A 22,992-nucleotide genomic window follows, 5' to 3' on the forward strand; every position below is an offset into this window, starting at 1 on the left:
CGGGCAGGCGAAAGCGCGCCCGGATACTGACGGGCAGATCGATGGAACCGTTGCACGGCAAGGGAACGCATGCCGCGTGCGAGGGGGCGGAGGTGGTCGCTCCCGTCGCCCAATGAAACACTTAGGCGAAATGTTCCACAACGGCCGAACGGGTGAGGGATTGTCCGGTTGTTGGTGAATGAGCGCCGGACCGAGCGCTCGAGGGCGTCCTGGCCGACGCGGGCACCGGGTACAGGCGCCTGGCTAGCGCTCCAGGGCGCCTTGGACGAGCTTGTCGAGCAGCGTCGTCGCGACGGCCAGGTCGACCGAGCGCGCGGCCAGGACGTCGGAGTAGAGGAACGACTCGCCCAGGCGGACCACGGCGAACGCCAGGTCGGGCAGCGGGACCAGCGGGGTCAGCCCGGCGGCCTCGGCGTCGGCGCGGAACAGCTCGACGTGCGCGTCGACCAGGGCGGGCTGGACGCCGCCGCGCGGGTCGGTCAGCACCCGCAGCGCGACCGTCGACTCGGTGTCGAACAGCTTGCGCATGCCCGCGTTGCCGGCCACCTCGCGGCGGTACTCCTCCATCACCCAGAGGCAGCGCAGCCGCCCGTCCGGGCCGCGGACGTCGTCGCCGTGCTTCGTGTGCCAGCGCTCCAGCGCCTGCCGCCAGGTCCGGTCGGAGAGCAGCAGCAGCCCGGCGCCCATCAGGTCGTCCCGGTTGCCGACGCGGCGGAAGAACGTCGTGCGCGAGATCCCCAGCTCGGCCGCCATCCGGCCGAGGTCGAGGCGGGTGCCGGCGAACAGCAGCCGGGCCGCGTGCCGGACGATGTCGTCGGTCGAGACAGTCACCGGGCGCAGCCTAGTACCGCCCGGGATCCCGCTGGCGCGCAGGGAATTCCCCGCAGGTCGCCGACGGTTACGTTGAAGTGCGTGCCGCCCCGTGGTTACCGTGGTGGCAGTTCCCGATCAAGGAGTGCGTCGTGCGCGTCGACATCTGGTCCGATCTCGTCTGCCCGTGGTGTTACCTCGGCAAGCGCCGGTTCGAGCAGGCCGTGGCCGAGCTCGGCGTGGACGTCGAGGTGGTGCACCACTCGTTCCAGCTCGACCCGTCGTTCCCGCGCGGGACGTCCCGGCCGACCCGCGAGATCCTCTCGGAGAAGTACGGCCGGACGCTCGAGGAGGCCGACGAGATGGAAGCGCAGATGGAACAGCGCGCCGCGGCCGACGGGCTCGAGTACCACCTCGACGGGGTCCACATGGGAAACACCGTCGACGGGCACCGCCTGGTCCACCTCGCCGCCGACCGCGGCCTGGCCGACGAGGTCGTCGACCGCTTCTACCGCGCGCACTTCACCGAACGGCGGTCGCTGTTCGACCGCGACTCGCTGGTCGAACTGGCCGCCGAAGCCGGGCTGGACGCCGAGGAGGCCCGCGCCGTGCTCGCGTCCGACACCTACGAAGCCGAAGTCGAGGCGGACGGCGAGCAGGCGCGGGCCCTCGGCGCGACCGGGGTGCCGTTCTTCGTGATCGACAGCCGGTTCGGCGTCGCCGGCGCGCAGACACCCGAGGTGTTCACCCAGGTGCTGCGCCGGGCGCTGGAGCCCGCGGCGGGCTAGCGGCGACGGCGGCTCCGGCTGAAGCGCGACCGGTCGGTGGCGACCCCGGCCAGGTGCAGCGCGACGCACAGCAGGCCGGCGGTGGTCAGGGTGCTCGTGGTGATGACCGGGCCGAGGCTGAACCCGGCGAGCTCCATGATCAGGGCGAGCCCGAAGAGCACTGCGGCGACGATGGCGAGCATGACGTCCTCGTTTCCTTGGGTAGGACCGAATGGTCCCCACCACTACGGCATTTGCGGTACCGGACAACGGATTCGCCGTCCGGCTGGTGGCCAGTAGTTCCCCTTGGGCCCCGCGATGAAACGAGCTGCCGCCGTCTGCGTAAAACCGGCTATTCCGGCGGCGGTGCCGTGCTGGCGCGGACGACCAGTTCGGTCGGGACGGTCACCGGCGCGCCCGCTTCGACGTCGGCCGCGATCTCGGCGAGCAGGGCGGCCACCGCGTGCCGGCCGACCGCCTCGAACGACTGGCGGATCGTGGTGAGCGGGGGCCAGAAGTGGGCGGACTCGTCCATGTCGTCGAAGCCGACGACGCTCACTTCGCCCGGCACGCTCCGGCCGGCCTCGTGCAACGCGCGCAGCAAGCCGAGCGCCATCTGGTCGTTCGCCGCGAACACCGCGGTCACGGCCGGGTCCGTGGCGAGCACCTGGCCGGCGCGATAACCCGACTCGGGGGACCAGTCGCCGGTGAGCACCGGCGGCACCTCGCGGCCGGCACCCTCCAATGTGGCCTGCCACGACTTCCGGCGCCGCTCGGCCGCGTAGGACTGCGGCGGGCCCGCGATGTGCCGGACCGTGCGGTGCCCGAGGTCGAGCAGGTGCCGGGTCGCCGTCGCCGCGCCGTCGGCCTGGTCGGTGTCGACGACGGGGTAGTCGTACCGCGCGCTCGAGTCGATCACCACCACCGGCAGGCCGTGCGGCAGCTCGATCTCGCTCTGGTCGAGCTGGTGCTGCTCGATGAGGATGACGACGCCGTCGACCGCCTGCTCGTTCAGCTTGCTGAACGCCCCGGTGACCTCACCCTGCGTCGGGCGCGTCACCGGCATCAGGATGATCGAGAACCCCTCGGCGACGACCGCCGCCGCGATGGCGTCGAGCGTGCGGCTGTTCCCGAACGTCGGCAGCGCCGAGATGATCACGCCGATACTGCGGAACGTCCCGTTGCGCAGCGCGCGGGCCGCACTGTTGGGCCGGTAGCCGATGCGGCGCATCGCGGCCAGGACCCGTTCGCGGGTGGCGTCGTCGACGTTCGCCCGGCCGTTCGCCACCCGGGAGACCGTCTGGCCCGAGACGCCCGCCTCGCGGGCCACGTCCGCCATCGACGGTCCACGGCGAGCGGATGCAGCCGGCACGGGTGGCTCCTTGATGTCCTGGACATGTTTACGTCAACACGGTACCTTCCGGTCGTCCATGTTAACGTAAACATCAGCACGAACCGCCGGAGGGACGATGACGTCCACAGTGGCTCCCATGGCTTCCATGGCCCCCATGGCTTCAGCGGCCCCACCGGCCCGCCGGCCACGGCGGCAGTGGCGTGGCTGGCTCTTCGTCGCCCCGTTCATGGTCGTCTTCGCGCTGACGTTCCTGGCGCCGATCATCTACGCGTTCGGCCTCAGCCTCTTCCGCGACCAGGCCTTCTTCGGCGGGACGACGTTCGTCGGCGCCGCGAACTACGCCGACGTCCTCGCCGACGCGAAGTTCTGGGACTCCTTCCTGCGGGTGCTGCTCTTCCTCGCCGTCCAGGTGCCGGTGATGCTGCTGCTCGCGCTCGTCGCCGCGCTGGCGATCGACAGCGCCCGGCTGCACGCGGCCGGGTTCTTCCGGATCGTGATCTTCCTGCCCTACGCCGTGCCCGCGGTGGTCGCCGCGCTGATGTGGGGCTTCATCTACGGCGACCACTTCGGACTGGCGGCGGACCTGAACCACCTGCTCGGCCGCGACGTCGTGAAACCGTTGTCGGAAAACTGGATGCTCGCCTCGATCGGCAACGTCGTCACCTGGGAGTTCGTGGGCTACAACATGCTCATCTTCTACTCCGCGCTGAAGGTGATCCCGAAGGAGCTGTTCGAGGCGGCGGCGATCGACGGCGCGGGCGCGTTCCGCACCATCTCGAGCATCAAGCTCCCGGCGCTGCGGGGCGCGATCGTGATCGCCACGATCTTCTCGATCATCGGCAGCTTCCAGCTGTTCAATGAGCCGAACATCATGCGCACGCTGGCGCCCAACGTGATCGGCACGTTCTACACGCCGAACATGTACGCCTATAACCTCTCCTTCGGCGGCCAGCAGTACAACTACTCCGCCACGGTCGCGATCGTGATGGGCGCGATCACCGCCGTCATCGCCTACGTCGTGCAGCTGCGCGGCGCCCGGAAGGGGATGTGATGACGGCAGTCTCCGTGACGCGCCCCCGCCGGTCCCGGGTGCTCACCACGGTCATGGCGCTGTACCTGCTCTACACCCTGGTCCCGCTGGTGTGGCTGGTGATCAACGCGACCAAGACGCAGGCCGCGCTGTTCAGCAGCTCGGGGCTGTCGTTCGGCGGCCCGTTCGCGCTGTTCGACAACATCGGCCAGACCTTCACCTACGACGACGGGATCTTCCTGCGCTGGCTGGGGAACACGCTGCTCTACGTCGGGGTCGGCGCCGGCGGCGCGACGGTCCTCGCCACCGCGGCCGGGTACGGGATGGCCAAGTACCGCTTCCCCGGCCGCAAGGCGGTCTTCGCCGTCGTGCTCGGCGCGGTGGCCGTGCCCGGGACGGCGCTCGCCGTGCCGACGTTCCTGATGTTCAGCAAGCTCGGGCTGACGAACACCCCGCTGGCCATCATCATCCCGTCGCTGATCAGCCCGTTCGGCCTCTACCTGATCTGGGTGTACGCCACCGAAGCCATTCCCGACGAGCTGATGGAGGCGGCGCGGATCGACGGCGCGGGCGAGCTCCGGATCTTCTTCACCGTGACGCTGCGCCAGCTGGTCCCCGGCGTGGTGACCGTCGCGCTGTTCACCATGGTGTCCACCTGGAACAACTACTTCCTGCCCCTGATCATGCTGAGCGAGCCGAAGTGGTACCCGCTGACCGTCGGGCTGAACCAGTGGAGCGCGCAGGCCTCCGGCGCCGGCGCGCGGCCGGTGTTCAACCTGGTGCTCACCGGTTCGCTGCTCACGATCATCCCGCTCGTCGTCGCTTTCCTGCTCCTGCAACGCTTCTGGCAGTCCGGTCTCAGTGCGGGCAGTGTCAAGCAATGAGCGTGTCAAGCAACAAGCACAGCCGTCACACCGTCGTGAAGGGACACCCGATGTCACGCATCCGCACTCGCGCCAAGGCGTTCGGCGCCGTCGCACTGGCCGCCCTGCTGGCCGTGGGCTGCTCGTCCGGAAGCTCCTCCGGGCCGGCCGGCGCCACCGGCACCCAGGACTCCGTCGACGCCGCGCTGAAGGCCGGCGGGGAGATCACCTACTGGAGCTGGACGCCGTCGGCCAAGGACCAGGTCGCCGCGTTCCAGAAGGAGTTTCCCAACGTCAAGGTCAATTACGTCAATGCCGGCACGAACAAGGACGAGTACACCAAGCTGCAGAACGCGATCAAGGCCGGCTCCGGCGCGCCGGACGTCGCGCAGGTCGAGTACTACGCGTTGCCGCAGTTCGCGCTGACCGACTCGCTCGCCGACCTCGGCCAGTTCGGCTTCCAAGCGTTCGAAAAGGACTACAGCGCGTCGACGTGGGCGCAGGTGAAGAACAACAACGGGCTGTACGGCCTGCCGCAGGACTCCGGCCCGATGGCGTTGTTCTACAACAAGGAGGTCTTCGACAAGTTCGCCATCGCCGTGCCGAAGACCTGGGAGGAGTACGTCGCCGCGGCCAAGAAGCTGCACGCGGCGGACCCGACGAAGTACATCACCTCCGACACCGGCGACCCCGGCTTCGCGCTCAGCATGATCTGGCAGGCGGGCGGGCACCCGTTCACCGCGGACGGCCGGAACGTGAAGATCAACCTGGCGGACGCGGGCTCGAAGAAGTGGACCGCGCTGTGGAACCAGCTGGTCGAGGGCAAGCAGCTCGCCCCGGTCAAGGAGTGGTCCGACGACTGGTTCCGCGCGCTGGGTGACGGCACCATCGCCACCCTGGTCACCGGTGCCTGGATGCCCGGCAACTTCAAGTCCTCGGTGCCCGGCGGCGCCGGGAAGTGGGCGGTGGCGCCGATGCCGACCTACGACGGGCAGCCGGTCACCGCGGAGAACGGCGGCAGCACGCAGTCGGTGCTCAAGCAGAGCAAGAACCCGGCGCTGGCCGCGGCGTTCGTGCGCTGGCTCAACCACGGCAACGGCGTCAAGCCGTTCATCGAAAGCGGTGGCTTCCCGGCCACCACGGCCGACCTGAGCTCACCCGCGTTCGTCGACGAGGCCGTGCCGTACTTCGGCGGGCAGAAGGTCAACCAGGTGCTGACGCAGGCGTCGAAGGACGTCGCGAAAGGCTGGACGTACCTGCCGTACCAGACCTACGCCAACAGCGTCTTCACCGACACCGTCGGGCAGGCCTACCTCAACGGCACCAGCCTCGACGCCGGGCTGGCCGCGTGGCAGAGGGCGCTGGTCGACTACGGCAACCAGCAGGGCTTCACGGTCACCGCGGGATGAGCGTCCGGATCGAAGGTGACGTGAACGAGGCCGTCGGCCCGGTCCCGCGCCGCCTTTTCGGCTCGTTCGTCGAGCACCTGGGCCGGGCCGTGTACACCGGGATCCACGAACCGGGACACTCCACTTCGGACAGTCGTGGGTTTCGCGGTGACGTGCTGGAGCTGGTCCGGGAACTGGGCCCGACGGTGGTGCGCTACCCCGGCGGCAATTTCGTCTCGGCGTACCGCTGGGAGGACGGCGTCGGGCCCGACCGGCCGGTCCGGCTCGACCCCGCCTGGCACAGCGTGGAGTCCAACCGGTTCGGGCTGCACGAGTTCGCCGCGTGGGCGCAGGCCGCGGACGTCGAGGTGATGTACGCGGTCAACCTCGGCACCCGCGGCGTCCAGGAAGCCGCCGACGTCCTCGAGTACTGCAACCACCCCGGCGGCACCGAACTGAGCGAGCGGCGGCGCGCGAACGGCGCCGACCGCCCGTTCGGCTTCCGGTTGTGGTGCCTGGGCAACGAGATGGACGGGCCGTGGCAGATCGGGCACAAGACGGCCGGCGAGTACGGCCGGCTGGCCGCGGAGACCGCCCGGGTGATGCGGATGATCGACCCGGACGTCGAACTGGTCGTCGCCGGGAGCTCGCACGCGGAGATGCCGACGTTCGGCGAGTGGGAGCGCACGGTGCTGCGGCACACGGCCGGGCTCGTCGACCACATCTCGCTGCACGCCTACTACCAGGAGATCGACGGCGACACCGACAGTTACCTCGCGAGCGCGTCGGCACTGGACGCCTACATCCGGACGACGGCAGGGATCATCGACGAGGTGGGGGCCCGCGTCGGGATCAGCGTCGACGAGTGGAACGTCTGGGACCTGCGCCGCTGGAACGAGACCGAGCAGCCCGAGCTCGTCGCCGGAGGCTGGCCGGAGCACCCGCGGCTGCTGGAGGAGACGTACGACCTCACCGACGCGGTGGTCGTCGGCTCGCTGCTGAGCTCGTTGCTGCGCAACGTCGACCGCGTCACGATGGCCAACCAGGCGCAGCTGGTGAACGCGATCGCGCCGATCCGCACCGAGCCCGGCGGCGCGGCCTGGCGGCAGCCGACGTTCCACCCGTTCCGGCTGGTCTCCTCGCTGGCCCGGGGTGTCAGTCTCCGGCTGGGTGCCGAAGGAGAGCGGATCCGGACCGCGCGGCACGGTGAGGTCGATCTCGTCGACGTCGCCGCGACAGTGGACGGGTCCGCGGGTGCGGTGTTCCTCACCAACCGCGCCCCGGCGTCGGGCACCGACGTCGAGATCCGGCTCCGCGGCGGGCGGTTCGCCCTGTCCGCCGCCGAAACCCTCGACGCGGCGGGACCGGTGCCGCTGCCCGGTGCCACCGCGACGTCCGACGAGAAGGGAACCGTCATCACCGCGACGCTGCCACCCCGGTCCTGGAGTGTGCTCCACCTGGCGGGCCCGGATGCCTGAGTTCGTCATCGGCGAGACCGATTTCCTGCTCGACGGCCGGCCGTTCCGGATTATTTCCGGTTCCCTGCACTACTTCCGGGTGCACCCGGACCTGTGGGCCGACCGGATCGACAAGGCACGGCGGATGGGGCTCAACACCATCGAGACGTACGTGCCGTGGAACGCGCACGCGCCCGAGCCCGGCACCTTCGACCTCACCGGCGGCCTCGATCTGGACCGGTTCCTGCGCTTGATCGCCGACGCCGGGATGTACGCGATCGTCCGGCCCGGTCCGTACATCTGCGCGGAGTGGGACAACGGCGGGCTGCCGGCGTGGCTGTTCCGGGACCCGGAGGTGGGGGTCCGCCGGTTCGAGCCGCGGTACCTCGCCGCCGTGCGCGAGTACCTGACGCGCGTGCTCGAAGTGGTTGTGCCGCACCAGATCGACCGTGGCGGGCCGGTGCTGCTGGTCCAGGTCGAGAACGAGTACGGCGCGTTCGGCGACGACAAGCGGTACCTGAAGGCGCTGGCCGAGTACACGCGCGCGGCCGGGGTGGTGGTACCACTGACCACAGTGGACCAGCCGGACATGCTCGAAGCCGGTGGCCTCGACGGGCTGCACCGGACGGCGTCGTTCGGTTCCGGCGCGGCGGCGCGGCTCGCGACCCTGCGCGCGCACCAGCCGGCCGGGCCGCTGATGTGCGCCGAGTTCTGGAACGGCTGGTTCGACGACTGGGGCACCCACCACCACACGACCTCCGCCGCGGACGCCGCGGCCGAACTGGACACGCTGCTCGCCGCCGGCGCGTCGGTCAACCTGTACATGTTCCACGGCGGCACCAGCTTCGGGCTCACCAGCGGCGCCAACGACAAGGGCGTCTACCGGCCGATCGTGACGTCCTACGACTACGACGCGCCGCTGGACGAAGCCGGCGACCCGACACCGAAGTACCACGCGTTCCGGGACGTGATCGCCCGCTACCACGAGGTTCCGGACACGCCGCCGCCCCCGGCGCGGCCCGCGCCGACGCCGTCCGCGGTGCTGGGTGACCCGGTGTTCCTGCTCGAAGCCCCGCAGCGCTGGGGCCCGTGGCGGTCCTTCGAAGAGCTGCCGGTGTTCGACGAGCTGTCCCCGATGCCGCGGCTGGCGCTGCTGCGGACCTGGGTCGACGGGCCGGGCGTGCTGGTGTTCGGCGAGGTCCGCGACCGCGCGACGGTGTTCGTGGACGGCGTCCGCGTCGGCACGCTGCTGCGGGAGCACCACGAGCGCGCGCTGCCGCTGCCGGGCGGCCGGGGCGAGCTGCTGGTGCTGGTCGAGGACGAGGGCCGCGTCGACTACGGCCCGCGGATCGGCGAACCGAAGGGCATCATCGGCGGCGCCTCGGTGGACGGCTCGCCGTTGCTGGGCTGGGAAGTACTGCCGCTCGACCTGGCCGCACTGCCTTCCGCGCCTTCCGCGCCTTCCGCGCCTTCCGTCCCGGCGCCGGTGGCGGGCCCGGTGGCCGGCCCGGTGCTGCTGCGCGCGTCCGTCGACGTCCCCGCGTCGGCCGACTTGTTCCTGGACACGGGCGAGTGGGGCAAGGGCATGGCGTGGTTCAACGGCTTCCCGCTGGGCCGCTACTGGCGGCGCGGACCGCAGCGGACGCTGTACGTGCCGCGCCCGGTCGTCCGGGCCGGGGCCAACGAACTCACCGTGCTCGAACTGGACACCCTGCTGGACCGGGCGGCGAGGTTCGTGCCGCGGCCGCTGCTGGGGCACACCGAAGCCTGAGGGTTGGCGGCGCATTCCCGCTGGGGGCGAAGGGTCCGGTGCCGGTTCGGCCCGGGGCAGTCACGAGCCGCGGTCACGCGTCGGGCACCGCGGGCCGGCTGTCCCGGGCCGGTGCCCGGCCGAACGCCGGGACCAGTGCCGGGTCGTTGAACGCCGTGATCCGCGCGATCCGGTCGCCGGCGAGTGTCAGCACCTGGACGCCGTGGGGCTCGAAGCCGCTCTCGGTCCGGGCGTACTCCACCAGCGCCGGCTGGCCGTTGGCGCGCGTCGGGACCAGGTGCCAGCGGCCCTCGCGCAGCACGCGGCTCGCGAGGAACCCGACGACCGCGTCCCGGCCGGTGAACCACGTCGGGATCGGGGGCATCTCCAGCTCGACGTCGGCCCGCAGCAGCTTCACCAGCGCGCCCGGGTCGGCGCGGACGAACGCGTCGACGTAGCTGTCGAGCAGCGTCCGGCGGGCGGGTTCACCGGGCTCGGCGAGGTCGTCTTCGGCCAGGGCCGCTTCGGCGAGCCGGGTGCGGGCGCGGCGCAGCGCGCTGTCGACGGCGTCGGTCGTCGTGTCGAGCATGCCGGCGACGTCGGCGGCCGGGAACGCCAGCACGTCGCGCAGGGTCAGCACGGCGCGCTGCCGGGCGGGCAGCAGCTGCAGCGCGGCGATGAACGCCAGCCGCACCCCGGCCCGGCCCGCGGTGATCGCCGCCGGGTCGAGCAGCGCGTCCGGCACCGGCTGCAGCCACGGCACCGACGGTTCCGCGTCCGCGACGGGCACCCGGTGGTCGTCGGCCGGCGCGCCCAGGCCCGACGGCAGCGGCCGCCGGGCCCGGGTCGCCAACGCCGTCAGGCAGGCCGTGGTCGCGATCTTGTACAGCCACCGCCGCACCGAGGAGCGGCCTTCGAACCGGCCGAACCCGCGCCACGCCCGCAGGTAGGTCTCCTGCACGAGGTCCTCGGCGTCGTGGATCGAGCCGAGCAGGCGGTAGCAGTGCGCGAGCAGCTCCGGCCGGAACGGCTCGGTCTCCGCGGCGAAGTCGGTCATGGTCCCGTCCACGTTAGAGCGCGCGCAGCCCGGAACCGTCGACCTGGTACTCGGCGGCGCTTCCGGCGTCCGAAGCGACGTCGAGGACGGCCTTGGCGACCTGCTCCGGCGTCAGGACCGGCTGCAGGCCCTCGATGAAGGCGTCGCGGCCGACGCCGGCACGCGCGGCGTAGCCGGTGACGCCCGCCGCGCCGACGCCCGCGGTGGGCGTCAGCTGCGGCAGCAACGTGACGAACCGCAGGCCCAGCGCGGCGCGGTCCGACTCGCCGGCGGCGTACCCGCGCAGGTACCGGACCGCGGCCTTCGCGCTGGCGTACCCGCCGCTGAGCGGCGACCCGCCGAGGGTGGCCCCGCTCGACATCGACACGACGACCCCGCCGGGCGCGAGGGGTTCCCGCAGCGCGGCCCGCGTCCAGGCGAAGGCGTGCCGGGTGTCGACGTGCCAGTTGCGGCTGAAGGTCTCCCACGTCTGTTCGTGGATCGGCGCCATGGGCGGCACGGCGCCGGCGTTGAGCACGAGCAGCGCCGGCCGGTGCTCGTGGAGGACGTCTTGCGCGAGCGTGTCCTCGGTCGCGTCGGCGGCGACGGGCACGAAGCGCTCGCCGAGCTCGTCCCGGGCCGCTTCGAGGTCGGCTTCGCTGCGCGCGATGCCGACGACGGTGTAGCCGTCGGCGACGAGCGCGGCGGCGATCGCGCGTCCGAAGCCGCGGCCGGCTCCGGTGACGACGGCGGTCTGGCTGGAGTGGGACATCGGGCCCTCCGGGTGGTGGTGCGGTGCGGTCCGGATCAAGACCGCCGGGAGCGCCGGAAACCGTCGTGACGACGACGTGAGCTGGGTCACAGTTGAATCCGGAGCGGCGGCCCGATCCAATGGCGTGGTGACCTCCTCGCTGCTCCTGCGCAACGCCCGCCTGCTCGATCCGGCGACGGGGGAGTACACCGAGGGTGACCTGCGGTGCGCCGACGGCCGGATCGCCGAGGCCGGGCCGGGGCCGGCCGCCGCCGACGTGCGGACGCTCGACCTGCGCGGCGCCGTCGTGCTGCCCGGGCTGATCGATGCGCACGTGCACGTCACCGCGTCGACCGCGGACCTCGGCTCGCTGCCGGCGCAGTCACCGGCCTACGCGGCCGCCCAGGCCGCCCGGATCATGAGCGGGATGCTCGACCGCGGCTTCACCACGGTCCGCGACGTCGCGGGCGCCGACTACGGCCTCGCCGACGCGCAGGCGGAAGGGCTGTTCCGCGGGCCGCGGCTGCTGTTCTGCGGCAAGGCGCTGAGCCAGACCGGCGGGCACGGCGACAGCCGCACCCGCGGCACCCGCGTCCGGGACGACCACCCGTGCTGCGCGGGCCTCAGCCGGATCGCCGACGGCGTCGACGCGGTCCGCGCCGCCGCCCGCGACGAGCTGCGCAAGGGCGCCCACCACCTCAAGGTGATGGCCTCGGGCGGCGTCGCGTCCCCGACCGACCGGATCGACTCGACGCAGTACTCGGCCGACGAGCTGCGCGCGATCGTCGAGGAGGCGGAGGCGGCGAACCGGTACGTCGCGGCGCACGCGTACACCGCCCGCGCCGTCAACCGGGCCCTCGAGCTGGGCGTCCGGTCGATCGAACACGGCAACCTCCTCGACGACCGCAGCGTGGAGCTGTTCCTCGCGCGGGACGCGTACCTGGTGCCGACGCTGGTGACGTACTGGGCGCTGAAGGAGGAAGGCCGCGAGCACGGCCTGCCGGAATCGAGCTGGCGCAAGGTGGACGCGGTCCTCGACGCGGGCCTGGCCGCCCTCGAACGCGCGTCCCGCGGCGGCGTGAAGCTGGTCTACGGCACCGACCTCCTCGGCGGCATGCACCGCCACCAGAACCACGAGTTCCGCCTGCGCGCCGAAGTCCAGTCACCCCTGGAGGTGATCCGCGCGGCGACGTCGACGGCGGCGGACCTGCTGAACCTGACGGGCGAGATCGGCACCCTGGCCGTCGGCGCGCACGCGGACCTCGTCGTGGTGGACGGCGACCCGCTCGCCGACGCCGGGGTGCTGACCCGGCCCTTCCGGCACGTCGTGCAGGGCGGGGAAGTGGTTTCCTAGACCCAGTTCCGCACGTCCGGCGCGTAGCCCGCCGGCTTGTCGCCGATCTTCAGGCCCGGGGTGACGATCCAGTTCTGGTAGCCCGGGGTGAACATCCGGTACACCGAGGCCGGCGGGACCGCGCTCGCCTCGTCCAGCAGGGTGCGCAGCTCGGCCGGGATCTCGAAGTCGAGGGCGGCCATGCTCGCGCCGAGCTGGTCGGCGCTGCTGGCGCCGACGATCGCGGACGCGATGCCCGGCTGGGTGGCGACCCAGTTGAGCGCGACCTGGGCCATCGTCACGCCGAGCTTGCCCGCGATCTCCTCCAGCGGCTTGAGCAGCTGCCAGTCGCGGTCGGTCCAAGTCTGGGCGTCCGGGTCGGCGAACCGGCCTTCGGTCCCGGTGCGGTACTTGCCGGTGAGGAATCCGCCCGCCAGCGGGCTCCACGCCGTGACGCCGAGGCCGAGCGTCCGGCCCAGCGGGACGTGCTCGGTCTCGATCTCGCGCTGCACCAGCGAATACGGCAGCTGCAGGTTGATCACCGGCGTGAGCGCGTTGGCCTCGGCGAACGTCTGGGCCCGCGAGGCGTACCAGGCGGGCACGTCGGAGAGGCCGGCGTAGCGGATCTTGCCCGCGCGGACCAGGTCGTCGAACGTGCGCATGACCTCCTCGACCGGGGTGAGCCGGTCCCAGGTGTGCAGCAGGAAGAGGTCGACGTAGTCGGTGCCCAGCCGGCGCAGCGACGCCTCCAGGGCGCGGATCATGTGCTTGCGCCCGTTGCCGCCCGCGTTCGGGTCGCCGTCGGCGACGCTGTTGGTGAACTTGGTGGTGAGCACCACCTTGTCGCGGACGTTCGCCTCGCCGATGAGCTTGCCGAGGAGGGTTTCGCTCTCGCCGGCGGTGTAGAAGTCCGCGGTGTCGATGAAGTTGCCGCCCCCGTCGAGGTAGCGGCGGAAGATCGGGCGGACCTCCTCCTCGGTCTTGCCGTACGCGGCGTGGAAGCCGCCGGTGCCGAAGTTCATCGTGCCCAGCGCGAGCCGGCTGACACGCAGCCCGGAGCGGCCGAGGAGGTAGTACTGGTCGAGTGCCATGGGGAAGTGCTCCTGTGCAACGGAAATCTTGTGGACTCCTCCAGGGTGCCGAGAGTTTTTTGGACCGGCAAGTCCAGTCGGTGGTGGACATCACCGGGGTCCGTTGTGGACCGGGGCGTCAGGCGAGTTCGGCCGAGACGACCGCCGGGAGTTCGCGCAGCCGGTCCAGCAGGTGGTCCGTCTCCTCGTCGGGGAGCAGCAGCGCGCAGGCCAGGGAGCTCTCGCGGACGCCGTCGCGGACGTCGACCGACAGTTCGTGGATCATGCGGCCCTGCTGGGTGAGGGTGCCGACCAGGTCGGGGATTCCCGCGGCGCCGCCGGTGAAGTACGTGGCGATGCGGCGGCGGACCAGCAGTGAGTTCGGGGCGAAAGACGTGGGGGCCATGACGGATCTCCAGAAAGTGCGGTTCTCGGGGGATCCGGGCCAGGCCCCGGTGCGAAACAGGGTCGTCAGCGCTGCGCGCCGGCGACCTGGTTCAGCCGGCGCGCCGGGTTACGAGTCGCGAGGACGTCATCAGGCGCTGCACGGCGACAGGCTAACACGAGATCACCCGTCCGCCGGGAAATGCGGGTCGACCAGGGCGGCGAGGTGGTCGTCGAGCAGCTCGACCTGCCGGTCCGGCGGGAACGCGCGCGGGTCGAACAGCGCCTGGACGACCAGGCCGAGCGTGAACGACAACGCGCCCGCGGCGACGCGCTCAGGATCGCCCGGGCGCAGCTCGCCGAGCCGTTGTGCGTCGGTGACGAGGTCGCGCAGCCGGTCGCGGCTCTCGCCGTACTTCCGCGCGTACGCGGCGCTCAACGCCGGGTCGGCGAGCGCGGTGTCCCATGAGGACACCCAGATCCGGTTGCCCGTGACCGCTTCACCGGTGAGCGGCAGGACGTCCAGGAGCAGCGCGCGCACCGCGGCGAGGCCCGGGCCGGCGGTCCGGCGGGCGCGGGTGGCAGTGCGCTCGTCCAGCAGGTCGAGCGCGTGCGCGAGCAGGTCCTGTTTGCCGCTGAAGTAGTGCGTGAGCAGGCCGGTGGTGGCGCCGAGCTCGGTCGCGACGGCGCGCATCGTCAGGCCGCCGAAGCCGTGCGCGGTCAGGACCCGCCAGACCGCCTCGGAGACGTCGCGGCGGCGGGCTTCGTGGTCTCCCCTGGGACGCGGCACGCGTGTTATCGTAACAGTCGTTGTGTGAATGGGGGCAGTTGTGTTCTTTCGATCGTTGACGGAAACCGCGCGGCTCGAGCCGCTGGAGCCGTGGCAGGCCGAGGAGTTCGCCGGGCACCTCGAGCGGGCGCGCGAGCACATCCGGCCGTGGGTCGGGCCGGCGTTCGTCACCGACGACGTCGAGGGCGCGCGGGCGACCCTGCGCCGGTACGCCGAGCGTCAGGCCGCCGACGGCGGCCGGCTCTTCGGGATCCGGCTCGACGGCCGGCTGGTCGGCGGCGTCATGTTCGTGGAGTTCGACGCGGGTGTCGGCTCGTGCGAGATCGGCTGCTGGCTCGAACCCGGCGCCGAGGGCCACGGCCTGGTCACGCGGGCCTGCGAGGCGCTGCTCGACTGGGCGTTCACCACCCGGGGCCTGCACCGCGCGGAGTGGCGCTGCCGCGCGGACAACGTCCGCAGCTCGGCGGTCGCCGAACGCCTCGGCATGGTCCGCGAAGGCGTGCTGCGCGAGTACTGGCCGTACGAAGGTGCCCGCTACGACAAGGAAATCTGGGCCATCCTCGCCCGCGACCGGAAAAACCGAACGTCGTGAGGGGCACCTTCAGGGACATCTAAGCCCTGAAGGTGCCCCTCACGACAGGTCAGGCGCCGGTGGCGGCTTTCAGGTCGGCCGCGCGGGCGGTGCTCTCCCACGGCAGGTCCAGTTCCGGACGGCCGAAGTGGCCATACGCGGCGGTCGGGGCGTAGATCGGGCGCAGCAGGTCCAGGTCACGGATGATCGCCGCCGGACGCAGGTCGAACACCTCGGTGATGGCCTGTTGGATCTTCGACGGGTCCACCGTCTCCGTCCCGAACGTCTCCACGAACAGACCCACCGGCGCCGCCTTGCCGATCGCGTACGCGACCTGCACCTCGGTCCGCGTCGCCAACCCAGCGGCGACGACGTTCTTCGCCACCCACCGCATCGCATACGCCGCGGAACGGTCCACTTTGGACGGGTCCTTGCCGGAGAAGGCGCCACCACCGTGACGGGCCATACCGCCGTAGGTGTCGACGATGATCTTCCGACCGGTCAAGCCGGCGTCACCCATCGGACCACCGATCACGAACCGGCCCGTGGGGTTGACCAGCAGCCGCGCGCCGGACGTGTCGATGCCGAGGTCCGCCAGTTCCGGCTCGACGACGTGGTCCTTCACATCGACGCCCAGCATGCGGTCGAGGTCGATGCCTTCCGCGTGCTGCGACGAGACGACGACCGTGTCGAGGCGGACCGGCTGGTCACCGGCGTACTCGATGGTGACCTGGGTCTTTCCGTCGGGACGCAGGTAGGGCAGGACGCCGTCCTTCCGCACCGCCGTCAGGCGACGGGAAAGGCGGTGTGCCAACGCGATCGGCAAGGGCATCAGCTCCGGGGTGTCGGAGCAGGCGTAGCCGAACATCAGGCCCTGGTCACCCGCACCCTGGCGGTTGATCTCGTCCTCATCGGACTCGACACGGGACTCGTACGCGGTGTCGACGCCCTGGGCGATGTCGGCCGACTGCGACCCGATCGCGACGTTGACACCGCACGAGTTGCCGTCGAACCCCTTCGCCGAGGAGTCGTAGCCGATCCGCAGGATCACGTCCCGCACGATCGTCGGGATGTCGGCGTAGGCCTCGGTGGTCACCTCACCGGCGACGTGGACCTGGCCGGTGGTGATCAGGGTCTCGACCGCGACGCGGCTGCGCGGGTCCTTCGACAGCAGACCGTCGAGGATCGAGTCGCTGATGGCGTCGCAAATCTTGTCGGGGTGCCCTTCGGTCACCGACTCCGAGGTGAACAACCTGCTGCCGGACATGACTGTCCTCGCTTCCGTGGTTTTTGTTCGGGAGTAACGGACAGCGGCAGGCATTCCCGCACGGAATGCCTGCCGCTGGTGGTGGTGAACCCGAGTTAAAGTCTTTCCCCAGTCCCCAGTGAACTTCGGTCGAACTCGGTTTCCCCGGTGGTGCGTCGGGAGGCGGTCAGCCTTCCTTCTGCCCCGATATCGCGTGCTGCCCCGATATCGCGTGCTCGTCGCCCGGCAGCCCGATCACGGTGTCCGCCGCGTTGTCCAAAATGGACACGATCCACGAGAGCAGGTCCTGCTTCGTCGTGCTGGCGGCCTCGAGCCATCGCTGCTTCCGGTCCGCCGGCACGTTCATCTCGATACTGAGGACGTCGCTGCCTTCCTCGTCGTCCACCGCCCGTGCCGCCTTGCGGCTGGCCCGGACCCGGTTGCGCAGCTCGTTGCGGGACCAGCCGAACTTCTCCGCCCGATCGAGCCAGTTCTCCTGCTGTTCTTCCGGCAGGCTGGCCAGCTCCGCGTGGTGCTGGAAGCTGAGCGCCGGCCGGCGGCGGGTCACCGAGTACCGCCGTGCCACCCACGCGTAGTTGCGGAGCGTCTGATAGTCCAGCGACGTCTTCGCGATCGCGTGCATGTAGCGGTCCGGGTACTGCGCCTGTCCGTAGATCAACCAGTCACCCAGCCACCACGTCGAGGACTCCGAGATCACGAAGATCTCGTGGCCGATCCTGCTCCACTCGTCGAGCGGGATCTGGGGTGGCAGGTTGAGGCTGGTCCGCCTGGTCAGCATTCCGTCGGTGAACGGCCGGCCGGTCAGGCGGCCTGGGGGCGAAGCGACCGGTGACCGGTCGGTGTTCCGCGGGGCGGCCGGTTCGGCGTGCCGCGGAATGCTGCCCTCTTTGCTCGTCATCATCACCATTCGTCTCCTAGGCGTCATCGACATAGACGACCTCGGCCCGCCAAACGTGTTCGCCGGGCCGCCCTGTACTCCTCCCCATTGGCCTTCTCCTCCTTCCCCGATCGGGTGAATTACTTGGTGTCAGCACCCTACACGCGAGCATCCTGCGAGGTGCCGTTCGCGGGATTTCCTGAGACGGTTCGACACGCCGTTCCGGAATGCGGTCCGAGCCGGTGAGCGGGCCCGCGGCGGCCGGGATCGGAACGGCCCGCTCGCGCGCTCGCCGTCCTATTCCGGGATAGCACCACAACGGTGTGGTGGAGGGAAAAGTGACCCCGGGCACACCCCTGGCCCGCCGGTCGGCGGTGGTGCCGCCGATTAGTCCACGCCGTGGACTAAATGAAGATCATTCGCGTTCGTCCGAGGGCTCCTCGGGCCGGCGCGGACGTCCGCGTCCGCCGCCGGTCGTGCACGAGCCTCGTGCCGAAACGGTCGTGTCCAAAGCGCCCCCAGGTGCCCCAGTGCTGCGGGCCTCGTCGGTGCCCGCTTCCGGCCGAAGCGATCCGGGTGCGCGACGACGCCGCGCAGAAGCGGACCACCTCGGTGACCAGGAGGATTCTGGCACCGTCGTAAGGGTTTGACAAGTTGAGGGGGCTGTGTCCACGTCGGACTCGGCACCGGTCCGGCACCGGCCCGCCCGGGTGCCGCTCGCGGGCGCGGCGTCCCGCCGGCGGGACGCCGCGCCCGGGGGGTGCGCAATCCCGGGTCCCGCGGGAGCACGACCGGAAATCGTCCCCTCCGGCCATTGCGGAAAGGCGCGTCACCGCCGCGTCCGCACCATTGACGCCTCCGCGTCGCCTTGCCTAGTGTTCCCGATATCCACATCGCGGCATTCTCATTCTCGCCTCGCGGTCGACGTATATCGACGAAATGGACCAGAAAATGGACAAGCCCATGAAAGGAATCGTTCTCGCCGGCGGAACCGGTTCGCGGTTGTACCCCCTGACGAAGGCGACGTCCAAGCAGCTGCTCGCGGTCTACGACAAGCCGATGGTCTATTACCCGCTTTCGGTGCTGATGCTCGCCGGCATCCGGGAGATCCTGGTCATCTCGACCCCCGAGAGCATCCCGTCCCTGCGCGCGCTGCTCGGCGACGGCTCCGACCTGGGGCTCGACATCAGCTACGCCGAGCAGGACCAGCCGCGCGGCATCGCCGAGGCGCTGCTGATCGGCGCGGACCACATCGACGGGAATCCGTCCGCGTTGATCCTGGGCGACAACATCTTCCACGGTGCCGGCTTTTCCCGGATCCTGCGCGCCGCGCGCGAGCGCCTCGACGGCTGCACGCTGTTCGGTTACCCGGTCTCCGATCCCGAGCGCTACGGCATCGGCGAAACCGACGAGCGCGGCGCCCTCGTGTCGATCGAAGAGAAACCGCTGCGCCCGCGTTCGGACAACGCGATCACCGGGCTCTACCTCTACGACTCCGACGTCGTCGAGGTCGCCCGCGGCATCGAGCCGTCGGCGCGGGGCGAGCTGGAGATCACCGACGTCAACAAGGCCTACCTCAAGGAGGGCCGGGCGCAGCTGTGCCGCCTGGGCCGCGGGTTCACCTGGCTCGACGCCGGGACGCACGACTCCCTGCTCGCCGCCAGCCAATACGTTCAGGTGATCGAAAAGCGCCAGAGCGTGCGGGTCGCCTGCCTGGAGGAGATCGCGCTGCGCATGGGGTACATCGACGCCGAGCGGTGCCGGCGCTCCGGCGAGGCGATGAAGAGCTCCGAATACGGCAAGTACCTGGTCCAGCTCTCCGAGACGCTGGGCTAGGGGGATGGGATACGCGGAGCTGACCCCGCGCGAGCTGCTCGCGCCCGGGTTCGCGGCGCCGGAGGTGACCGGGCGCGCCTGGCACGTCCGGTGGGACCGCGAGCCGGCGATCGGGCCGGACGCGCTGCCCGCCGTCGTCGACTTCCACACCTCGGGCACCACCGGCCCGCGCCGGCAGTGGCGGCGGTACGGGCCGAAGGTGTGGGCCGAGGCGGGGATGCTCGCCGACCTGGTGGCGCCCGGCCGGCCGGACGCCGTCGTCTCGTTCGTGCCGCCGGTCCACCTGTTCGGCGCGCTCGCCACGGTGCTCGTCCCGGCCCGCCTCGGCGTGCCCGCGTGGTACCGCGACGGCTTCTACGGCACCCTGCCCGACATCGGCGGCCGCCCGGCGGTGATGGCGACGCCGTGGATCTTCGAGCTGCTGCTGCGCCACCTGGACTGGGTGCGCGGGCTCGACCACCTCACCGTGCTCTACGGCGGCGCCATGCTGCCGGCCACCGCGGGCGACCTGCTGCGCGAGCTCGGCCCGGAGCGGGCCCTGCTGGTCGAGGTGCTCGGCTCCACGGAAGCGGGCGGCATCGCGACGCGCAGCTGGCGCGAAGGCGAGCCCCCGGAGTGGCAGCTGTTCCCCGACGTCGGGTTCGCGGGTCCGGTGACGCCGGGCGCCGAGGTGCCGCTGGCCGTCACCAGCCCGCGGCTGGCGTTCCGGCCCGGCGAGCCGGAGCCGGCGTCCTGGGAGGCCGACGACCGGGTCGTGCCGCTCGGCGCGCGCTCGTTCCGGCACGCCGGCCGGGCCGGGCGCCTGGTCAAGGTCAACGGCCGCCGGATCAACCTCGACGACGCCGAGTACGCCCTGCGGGCCGTGCTCGACTGCGCCGACCTGGCGCTGCTGCCGGTCACCGACCCGAAGATCGGCGAGCACGTCGAGCTGCTCGTCGCCCTCGCGCCCGGCACCGAGGTCGCCGACCTCGACTTCGCGGCCGCGTTCGCCCGCCTGGGCGTCCGGCCGCGCAAGCTGCACGTCGTGCCCCGGATCGACCGGTCCGCCCTGGGCAAGCTGCGGCACGTTCCCGCCCCCACCACACCCGACGAGGAGGTCGCAGCGAGGTGACACCGATCGCCGAAAGCCAGGGCCGCGAGCTGACCAGTTCCATGTACCTGAGCGAGATCGTCTGGAGCGCCGACTGGGACGCGAAGATCGACCCGTGCGACGACGCGGACATCGCCCGGATGCGGGCGAGCGCGCGCACCATCGAGGAGCACCTCACCGCCGACAAGCCGGTGTACGGGCTCACCCAGGGCTTCGGGCCGCTGGTGGTGTTCGACGCCGACTCCGAGATGGAGCAGGGCAGTTCGCTCATCTCCCACCTCGGCACCGGCCAGGGCGCGCCGCTCTCGCCGGACGTCTCGCGGTTGATCCTCTGGCTGCGGATCCAGAACATGCGCAAGGGCTACTCCGCCGTCACGCCGCGGTTCTGGCAGATCCTCGCCGACCTGTGGAACAAGGGCTTCACTCCGGTGATCCCGCGCCACGGCACGGTCAGCGCCAGCGGTGACCTGCAGCCGCTCGCGCACGCCGCGCTGGCGTTCGGCGGGCAGGGCCGGGCGTGGCGCCGCGACGGCGGCGGCCGGTGGATCACGGTGCCCGCGAAGGACGCGCTGGCCGCGCTGGGCCACGAGCCGGTCGACTGGCCGGTGCGGGAAGCGCTGGCGTTCGTCAACGGCACCGGCGCGAGCCTCGCCCAGTCGATCGTCAACCACCAGTCGTCGCTGCGGCTGGTCCAGGCTGCCGCGATGCTGACCGGCCGGCTCGCGAAGCTGCTGGGTGCCAACCCGGAGCACTACGACGCCGGGCACGGCATCGCGCGCGGCCAGCTCGGCCAGCTCACCGCGGCCGAGTGGATCCGGCGTGAGCTGCCCGAGGCCCAGACCCGCGACCCGAAACGCCCGCTGCAGGAGCCCTACAGCCTGCGGTGCGCGCCGCAGGTGCTCGGCGCGGTGCTCGACCAGCTCGACAACGTCGGCAACGTGCTGGCCCTGGAGGTCGACGGCTGCCAGGACAACCCGATCACCTTCGAAGGCCGGTTGCTGCACGGCGGCAACTTCCACGCGATGCCGGTCGGGCTCGCTTCCGACCAGACCGGGCTAGCCCTGCACATGGCGGTCTACCTGGCCGAACGGCAGCTGGGCCTGTTGCTGTCCCCGGCCACCAACGGCGACCTGCCGCCGATGCTGACCCCGCGCGCCGGCCGTGGCTGCGGCCTCGCCGGCGTGCACATCAGCGCGACGTCGTTCGTGTCGCGGATCCGGCAGCTGGTCTACCCGTCGTCGCTGACGACGCTGCCGACCAACGGCTGGAACCAGGACCACGTCCCGATGGCGCTCAACGGTGCCAACTCCGTGGCCGAAGCCCTGGAGCTGGGCTGGCTGGTGATCGGCTCGCTCGCCCTCGGCGTCGCGCAGCTGGCCGTGATGACCGACGCGCCGCCGGCCGACGGCGGGATCTGGGCCGAGCTCGCCGGGATCTCCCCGCCGCTGGCCGAGGACCGGCCGATGGCGGCCGAAGTGCGCGCCGCGCGCGACCTGCTCAACCGCTACGCCACCGACGCGCTGGCCAACGGCGACGCGGGATGAGCCTGCGGGTCAAGGGAATCTCGTTGCAGGTCGACGAGGTGAGCGAAGAGGTCGCCGCGCACGACCTGCGGGCGATCCGGGAGCAGCTGCACTGCACCGACGTCATCCTGATCGGGATGGACCTGCCGAAGCTGTTCACCGCGGCGCACAACGCCCTGACGGCGGGCCTCGACGTCTGGATCGAGCCGCACCCGGTGGACATCGGGCGGCGCAAGGTGCTGCGCACCCTCGAGGTCGCCGCGCTGGCCGCGGAACAGCTGCGGCGCGGCTTCCCCGGCCGGGTCAACCTGGTCGTCGGCTGCGAGTTCTCCCTGCACCTGGCCGGGATGATCCCCGGCCGGCCGGAGGCGATGCGGCTGCTCGTCACCATCCACTGGCGGCGGCGCTTCGAAAAGCGGATCAACCGCAAGGTGAACCGGCTGCTGGCGCGGGCGCTGGGCCGCGTCAAGCCGGTGTTCGGCGGCCCGGTCACCTACGCGGCGGCGTCGTGGGAGGACGTCGACTGGTCCGGCTTCGACTACGCGGGAGTGAACCTGTACCGCACGGCGTCGAACTCCGCGCAGTTCGAGGTGCAGTTGAAACAACGGCTCGCGCGCGCCGGGAAACCGCTGCTCATCACGGAGTTCGGCTGCGGGGCCTACGTCGGCGGCGCGCAACGCGGGCCGGGATCGTTCAAGATCGTCAACTGGCTGTCAGTGCCGCCCAAGATCCGCAAGGGCAACATCCGCAGCGAGCGCGTGCAGGCCGCCTACGTCGGCGACATGATCGACGTCTACTCGCGCAACGACGTCCACGGCGCGTTCGTCTACACGTTCGCGCTGCGCGACTACCCGCACTTCGCGGATCCGTTGCGGGACCTGGACATGGCGTCGTTCAGCGTGGTGAAGATCGATCCCGACAACCTGGACCGCTGGGAACCGAAGGACGTGTTCCACGAGATCGCGCGCCGGTACGCCGTTCCCGCGGTTCAGCTCGCCGGGGGTGGCCGCGCTAGCATCGAGCAACCATGATCGGTTAGACCGCT

At 71.2% G+C, this 22,992-nt stretch carries 22 protein-coding genes; 12 read left to right on the forward strand and 10 right to left on the reverse strand.

The window, feature by feature from the left end; translation table 11 throughout:
• Nucleotides 1-243: 243 nt before the first annotated feature.
• Nucleotides 244-831 carry a QsdR family transcriptional regulator gene (locus OG494_RS46840; RefSeq protein WP_328450075.1) on the reverse strand — a complete coding sequence of 196 codons (588 nt, stop codon included), beginning with the start codon at nt 829-831 and terminating at the stop codon, nt 244-246.
• A gap of 131 nt (nt 832-962) precedes the next feature.
• Between OG494_RS46840 and OG494_RS46845 the strand changes: the two genes are divergently transcribed.
• Nucleotides 963-1,598 carry a DsbA family oxidoreductase gene (locus tag OG494_RS46845; protein ID WP_442874362.1) on the forward strand — a complete coding sequence of 212 codons (636 nt, stop codon included), beginning with the start codon at nt 963-965 and terminating at the stop codon, nt 1,596-1,598.
• Here the strand turns inward: OG494_RS46845 and OG494_RS46850 are convergent.
• Nucleotides 1,595-1,780, reverse strand: a complete 186-nt coding sequence (locus OG494_RS46850; protein ID WP_328450077.1) for a hypothetical protein — start codon at nt 1,778-1,780, stop codon at nt 1,595-1,597. The two genes, OG494_RS46845 and OG494_RS46850, sit on opposite strands and share 4 nt — an antisense overlap.
• Before the next feature lie 149 nt (nt 1,781-1,929).
• Nucleotides 1,930-2,916 (reverse strand): LacI family DNA-binding transcriptional regulator, encoded by a 987-nt coding sequence (locus tag OG494_RS46855; protein WP_328450079.1) that lies wholly within the window; start codon nt 2,914-2,916, stop codon nt 1,930-1,932.
• 169 nt (nt 2,917-3,085) lie between these two features.
• On the opposite strand from OG494_RS46855, the gene OG494_RS46860 reads away from it, so the two are divergent.
• Genes OG494_RS46860 through OG494_RS46880 form a run of 5 tightly spaced genes read left to right on the forward strand, consistent with a single transcriptional unit; the run spans nt 3,086 to nt 9,440 of the window.
• Entirely contained in the window at nt 3,086-3,982 is an 897-nt protein-coding gene (locus OG494_RS46860; protein WP_442874363.1) for a carbohydrate ABC transporter permease, read from the forward strand.
• The gene (locus OG494_RS46865; protein ID WP_328450082.1) at nt 3,982-4,845 is read left to right on the forward strand and encodes a carbohydrate ABC transporter permease; all 864 of its coding nucleotides are present in this window, start codon (nt 3,982-3,984) and stop codon (nt 4,843-4,845) included. The genes OG494_RS46860 and OG494_RS46865 overlap by 1 nt, the downstream gene beginning before the upstream one ends.
• A gap of 50 nt (nt 4,846-4,895) precedes the next feature.
• Entirely contained in the window at nt 4,896-6,233 is a 1,338-nt protein-coding gene (locus OG494_RS46870) for an ABC transporter substrate-binding protein (protein WP_328450084.1), read from the forward strand.
• Entirely contained in the window at nt 6,230-7,690 is a 1,461-nt protein-coding gene (locus OG494_RS46875) for an alpha-N-arabinofuranosidase (RefSeq protein WP_328450086.1), read from the forward strand. Before OG494_RS46870 ends, OG494_RS46875 begins: the two co-directional genes overlap by 4 nt.
• The gene (locus tag OG494_RS46880; protein ID WP_328450087.1) at nt 7,683-9,440 is read left to right on the forward strand and encodes a glycoside hydrolase family 35 protein; all 1,758 of its coding nucleotides are present in this window, start codon (nt 7,683-7,685) and stop codon (nt 9,438-9,440) included. Before OG494_RS46875 ends, OG494_RS46880 begins: the two co-directional genes overlap by 8 nt.
• Nucleotides 9,441-9,513: 73 nt before the next feature.
• Here OG494_RS46880 and OG494_RS46885 read toward each other — a convergent pair whose 3' ends face one another.
• A complete protein-coding gene (locus OG494_RS46885) occupies nt 9,514-10,476 on the reverse strand; it encodes a sigma-70 family RNA polymerase sigma factor (RefSeq protein ID WP_328450088.1) in 963 nt (320 codons plus the stop codon).
• Nucleotides 10,477-10,489: 13 nt separating this feature from the next.
• A complete protein-coding gene (locus tag OG494_RS46890) occupies nt 10,490-11,227 on the reverse strand; it encodes an SDR family oxidoreductase (protein WP_328450090.1) in 738 nt (245 codons plus the stop codon).
• 127 nt (nt 11,228-11,354) lie between these two features.
• Between OG494_RS46890 and OG494_RS46895 the strand changes: the two genes are divergently transcribed.
• Entirely contained in the window at nt 11,355-12,560 is a 1,206-nt protein-coding gene (locus OG494_RS46895) for a metal-dependent hydrolase family protein (protein ID WP_328450092.1), read from the forward strand.
• Here the strand turns inward: OG494_RS46895 and OG494_RS46900 are convergent.
• The 3 genes from OG494_RS46900 to OG494_RS46910 all read right to left on the reverse strand — a co-directional run bounded on the left by OG494_RS46900 (nt 12,557) and on the right by OG494_RS46910 (nt 14,783).
• Nucleotides 12,557-13,630 carry an aldo/keto reductase gene (locus tag OG494_RS46900; RefSeq protein ID WP_328450094.1) on the reverse strand — a complete coding sequence of 358 codons (1,074 nt, stop codon included), beginning with the start codon at nt 13,628-13,630 and terminating at the stop codon, nt 12,557-12,559. The genes OG494_RS46895 and OG494_RS46900 overlap by 4 nt on opposite strands.
• A 118-nt stretch (nt 13,631-13,748) precedes the next feature.
• Nucleotides 13,749-14,015, reverse strand: a complete 267-nt coding sequence (locus OG494_RS46905) for a hypothetical protein (protein WP_328450095.1) — start codon at nt 14,013-14,015, stop codon at nt 13,749-13,751.
• Between the two features lie 162 nt (nt 14,016-14,177).
• On the reverse strand, nt 14,178-14,783 hold the full coding sequence (locus OG494_RS46910; RefSeq protein ID WP_328450097.1) for a TetR/AcrR family transcriptional regulator: 606 nt from the start codon (nt 14,781-14,783) through the stop codon (nt 14,178-14,180).
• A 55-nt stretch (nt 14,784-14,838) separates the two neighbouring features.
• Here OG494_RS46910 and OG494_RS46915 point away from each other — a divergent pair, with 55 nt between their 5' ends.
• Nucleotides 14,839-15,375, forward strand: a complete 537-nt coding sequence (locus OG494_RS46915; protein ID WP_328450099.1) for a GNAT family N-acetyltransferase — start codon at nt 14,839-14,841, stop codon at nt 15,373-15,375.
• Between the two features lie 49 nt (nt 15,376-15,424).
• Here OG494_RS46915 and metK read toward each other — a convergent pair whose 3' ends face one another.
• Nucleotides 15,425-16,621: a methionine adenosyltransferase gene (gene metK / locus OG494_RS46920; protein ID WP_328450101.1), complete on the reverse strand. Its 1,197-nt coding sequence runs from the start codon at nt 16,619-16,621 to the stop codon at nt 15,425-15,427.
• A 166-nt stretch (nt 16,622-16,787) separates the two neighbouring features.
• Nucleotides 16,788-17,522, reverse strand: a complete 735-nt coding sequence (locus tag OG494_RS46925; RefSeq protein WP_328450103.1) for an LmbU family transcriptional regulator — start codon at nt 17,520-17,522, stop codon at nt 16,788-16,790.
• Between the two features lie 939 nt (nt 17,523-18,461).
• Here OG494_RS46925 and rfbA point away from each other — a divergent pair.
• Genes rfbA through OG494_RS46945 form a run of 4 tightly spaced genes read left to right on the forward strand, consistent with a single transcriptional unit; the run spans nt 18,462 to nt 22,978 of the window.
• Entirely contained in the window at nt 18,462-19,334 is an 873-nt protein-coding gene (rfbA, locus tag OG494_RS46930) for a glucose-1-phosphate thymidylyltransferase RfbA (protein ID WP_328450105.1), read from the forward strand.
• 4 nt (nt 19,335-19,338) lie between these two features.
• The gene (locus OG494_RS46935) at nt 19,339-20,445 is read left to right on the forward strand and encodes an AMP-binding protein (RefSeq protein ID WP_328450107.1); all 1,107 of its coding nucleotides are present in this window, start codon (nt 19,339-19,341) and stop codon (nt 20,443-20,445) included.
• The gene (locus OG494_RS46940; protein ID WP_328450109.1) at nt 20,442-21,968 is read left to right on the forward strand and encodes an aromatic amino acid ammonia-lyase; all 1,527 of its coding nucleotides are present in this window, start codon (nt 20,442-20,444) and stop codon (nt 21,966-21,968) included. The genes OG494_RS46935 and OG494_RS46940 overlap by 4 nt, the downstream gene beginning before the upstream one ends.
• Nucleotides 21,965-22,978, forward strand: coding sequence for a hypothetical protein (locus OG494_RS46945; RefSeq protein WP_328450111.1), 1,014 nt, complete (start codon nt 21,965-21,967; stop codon nt 22,976-22,978). Before OG494_RS46940 ends, OG494_RS46945 begins: the two co-directional genes overlap by 4 nt.
• Nucleotides 22,979-22,992 lie beyond the last annotated feature (14 nt).

This window comes from Amycolatopsis sp. NBC_00438, assembly GCF_036026695.1.
In the GTDB taxonomy this organism is placed as follows: domain Bacteria; phylum Actinomycetota; class Actinomycetes; order Mycobacteriales; family Pseudonocardiaceae; genus Amycolatopsis.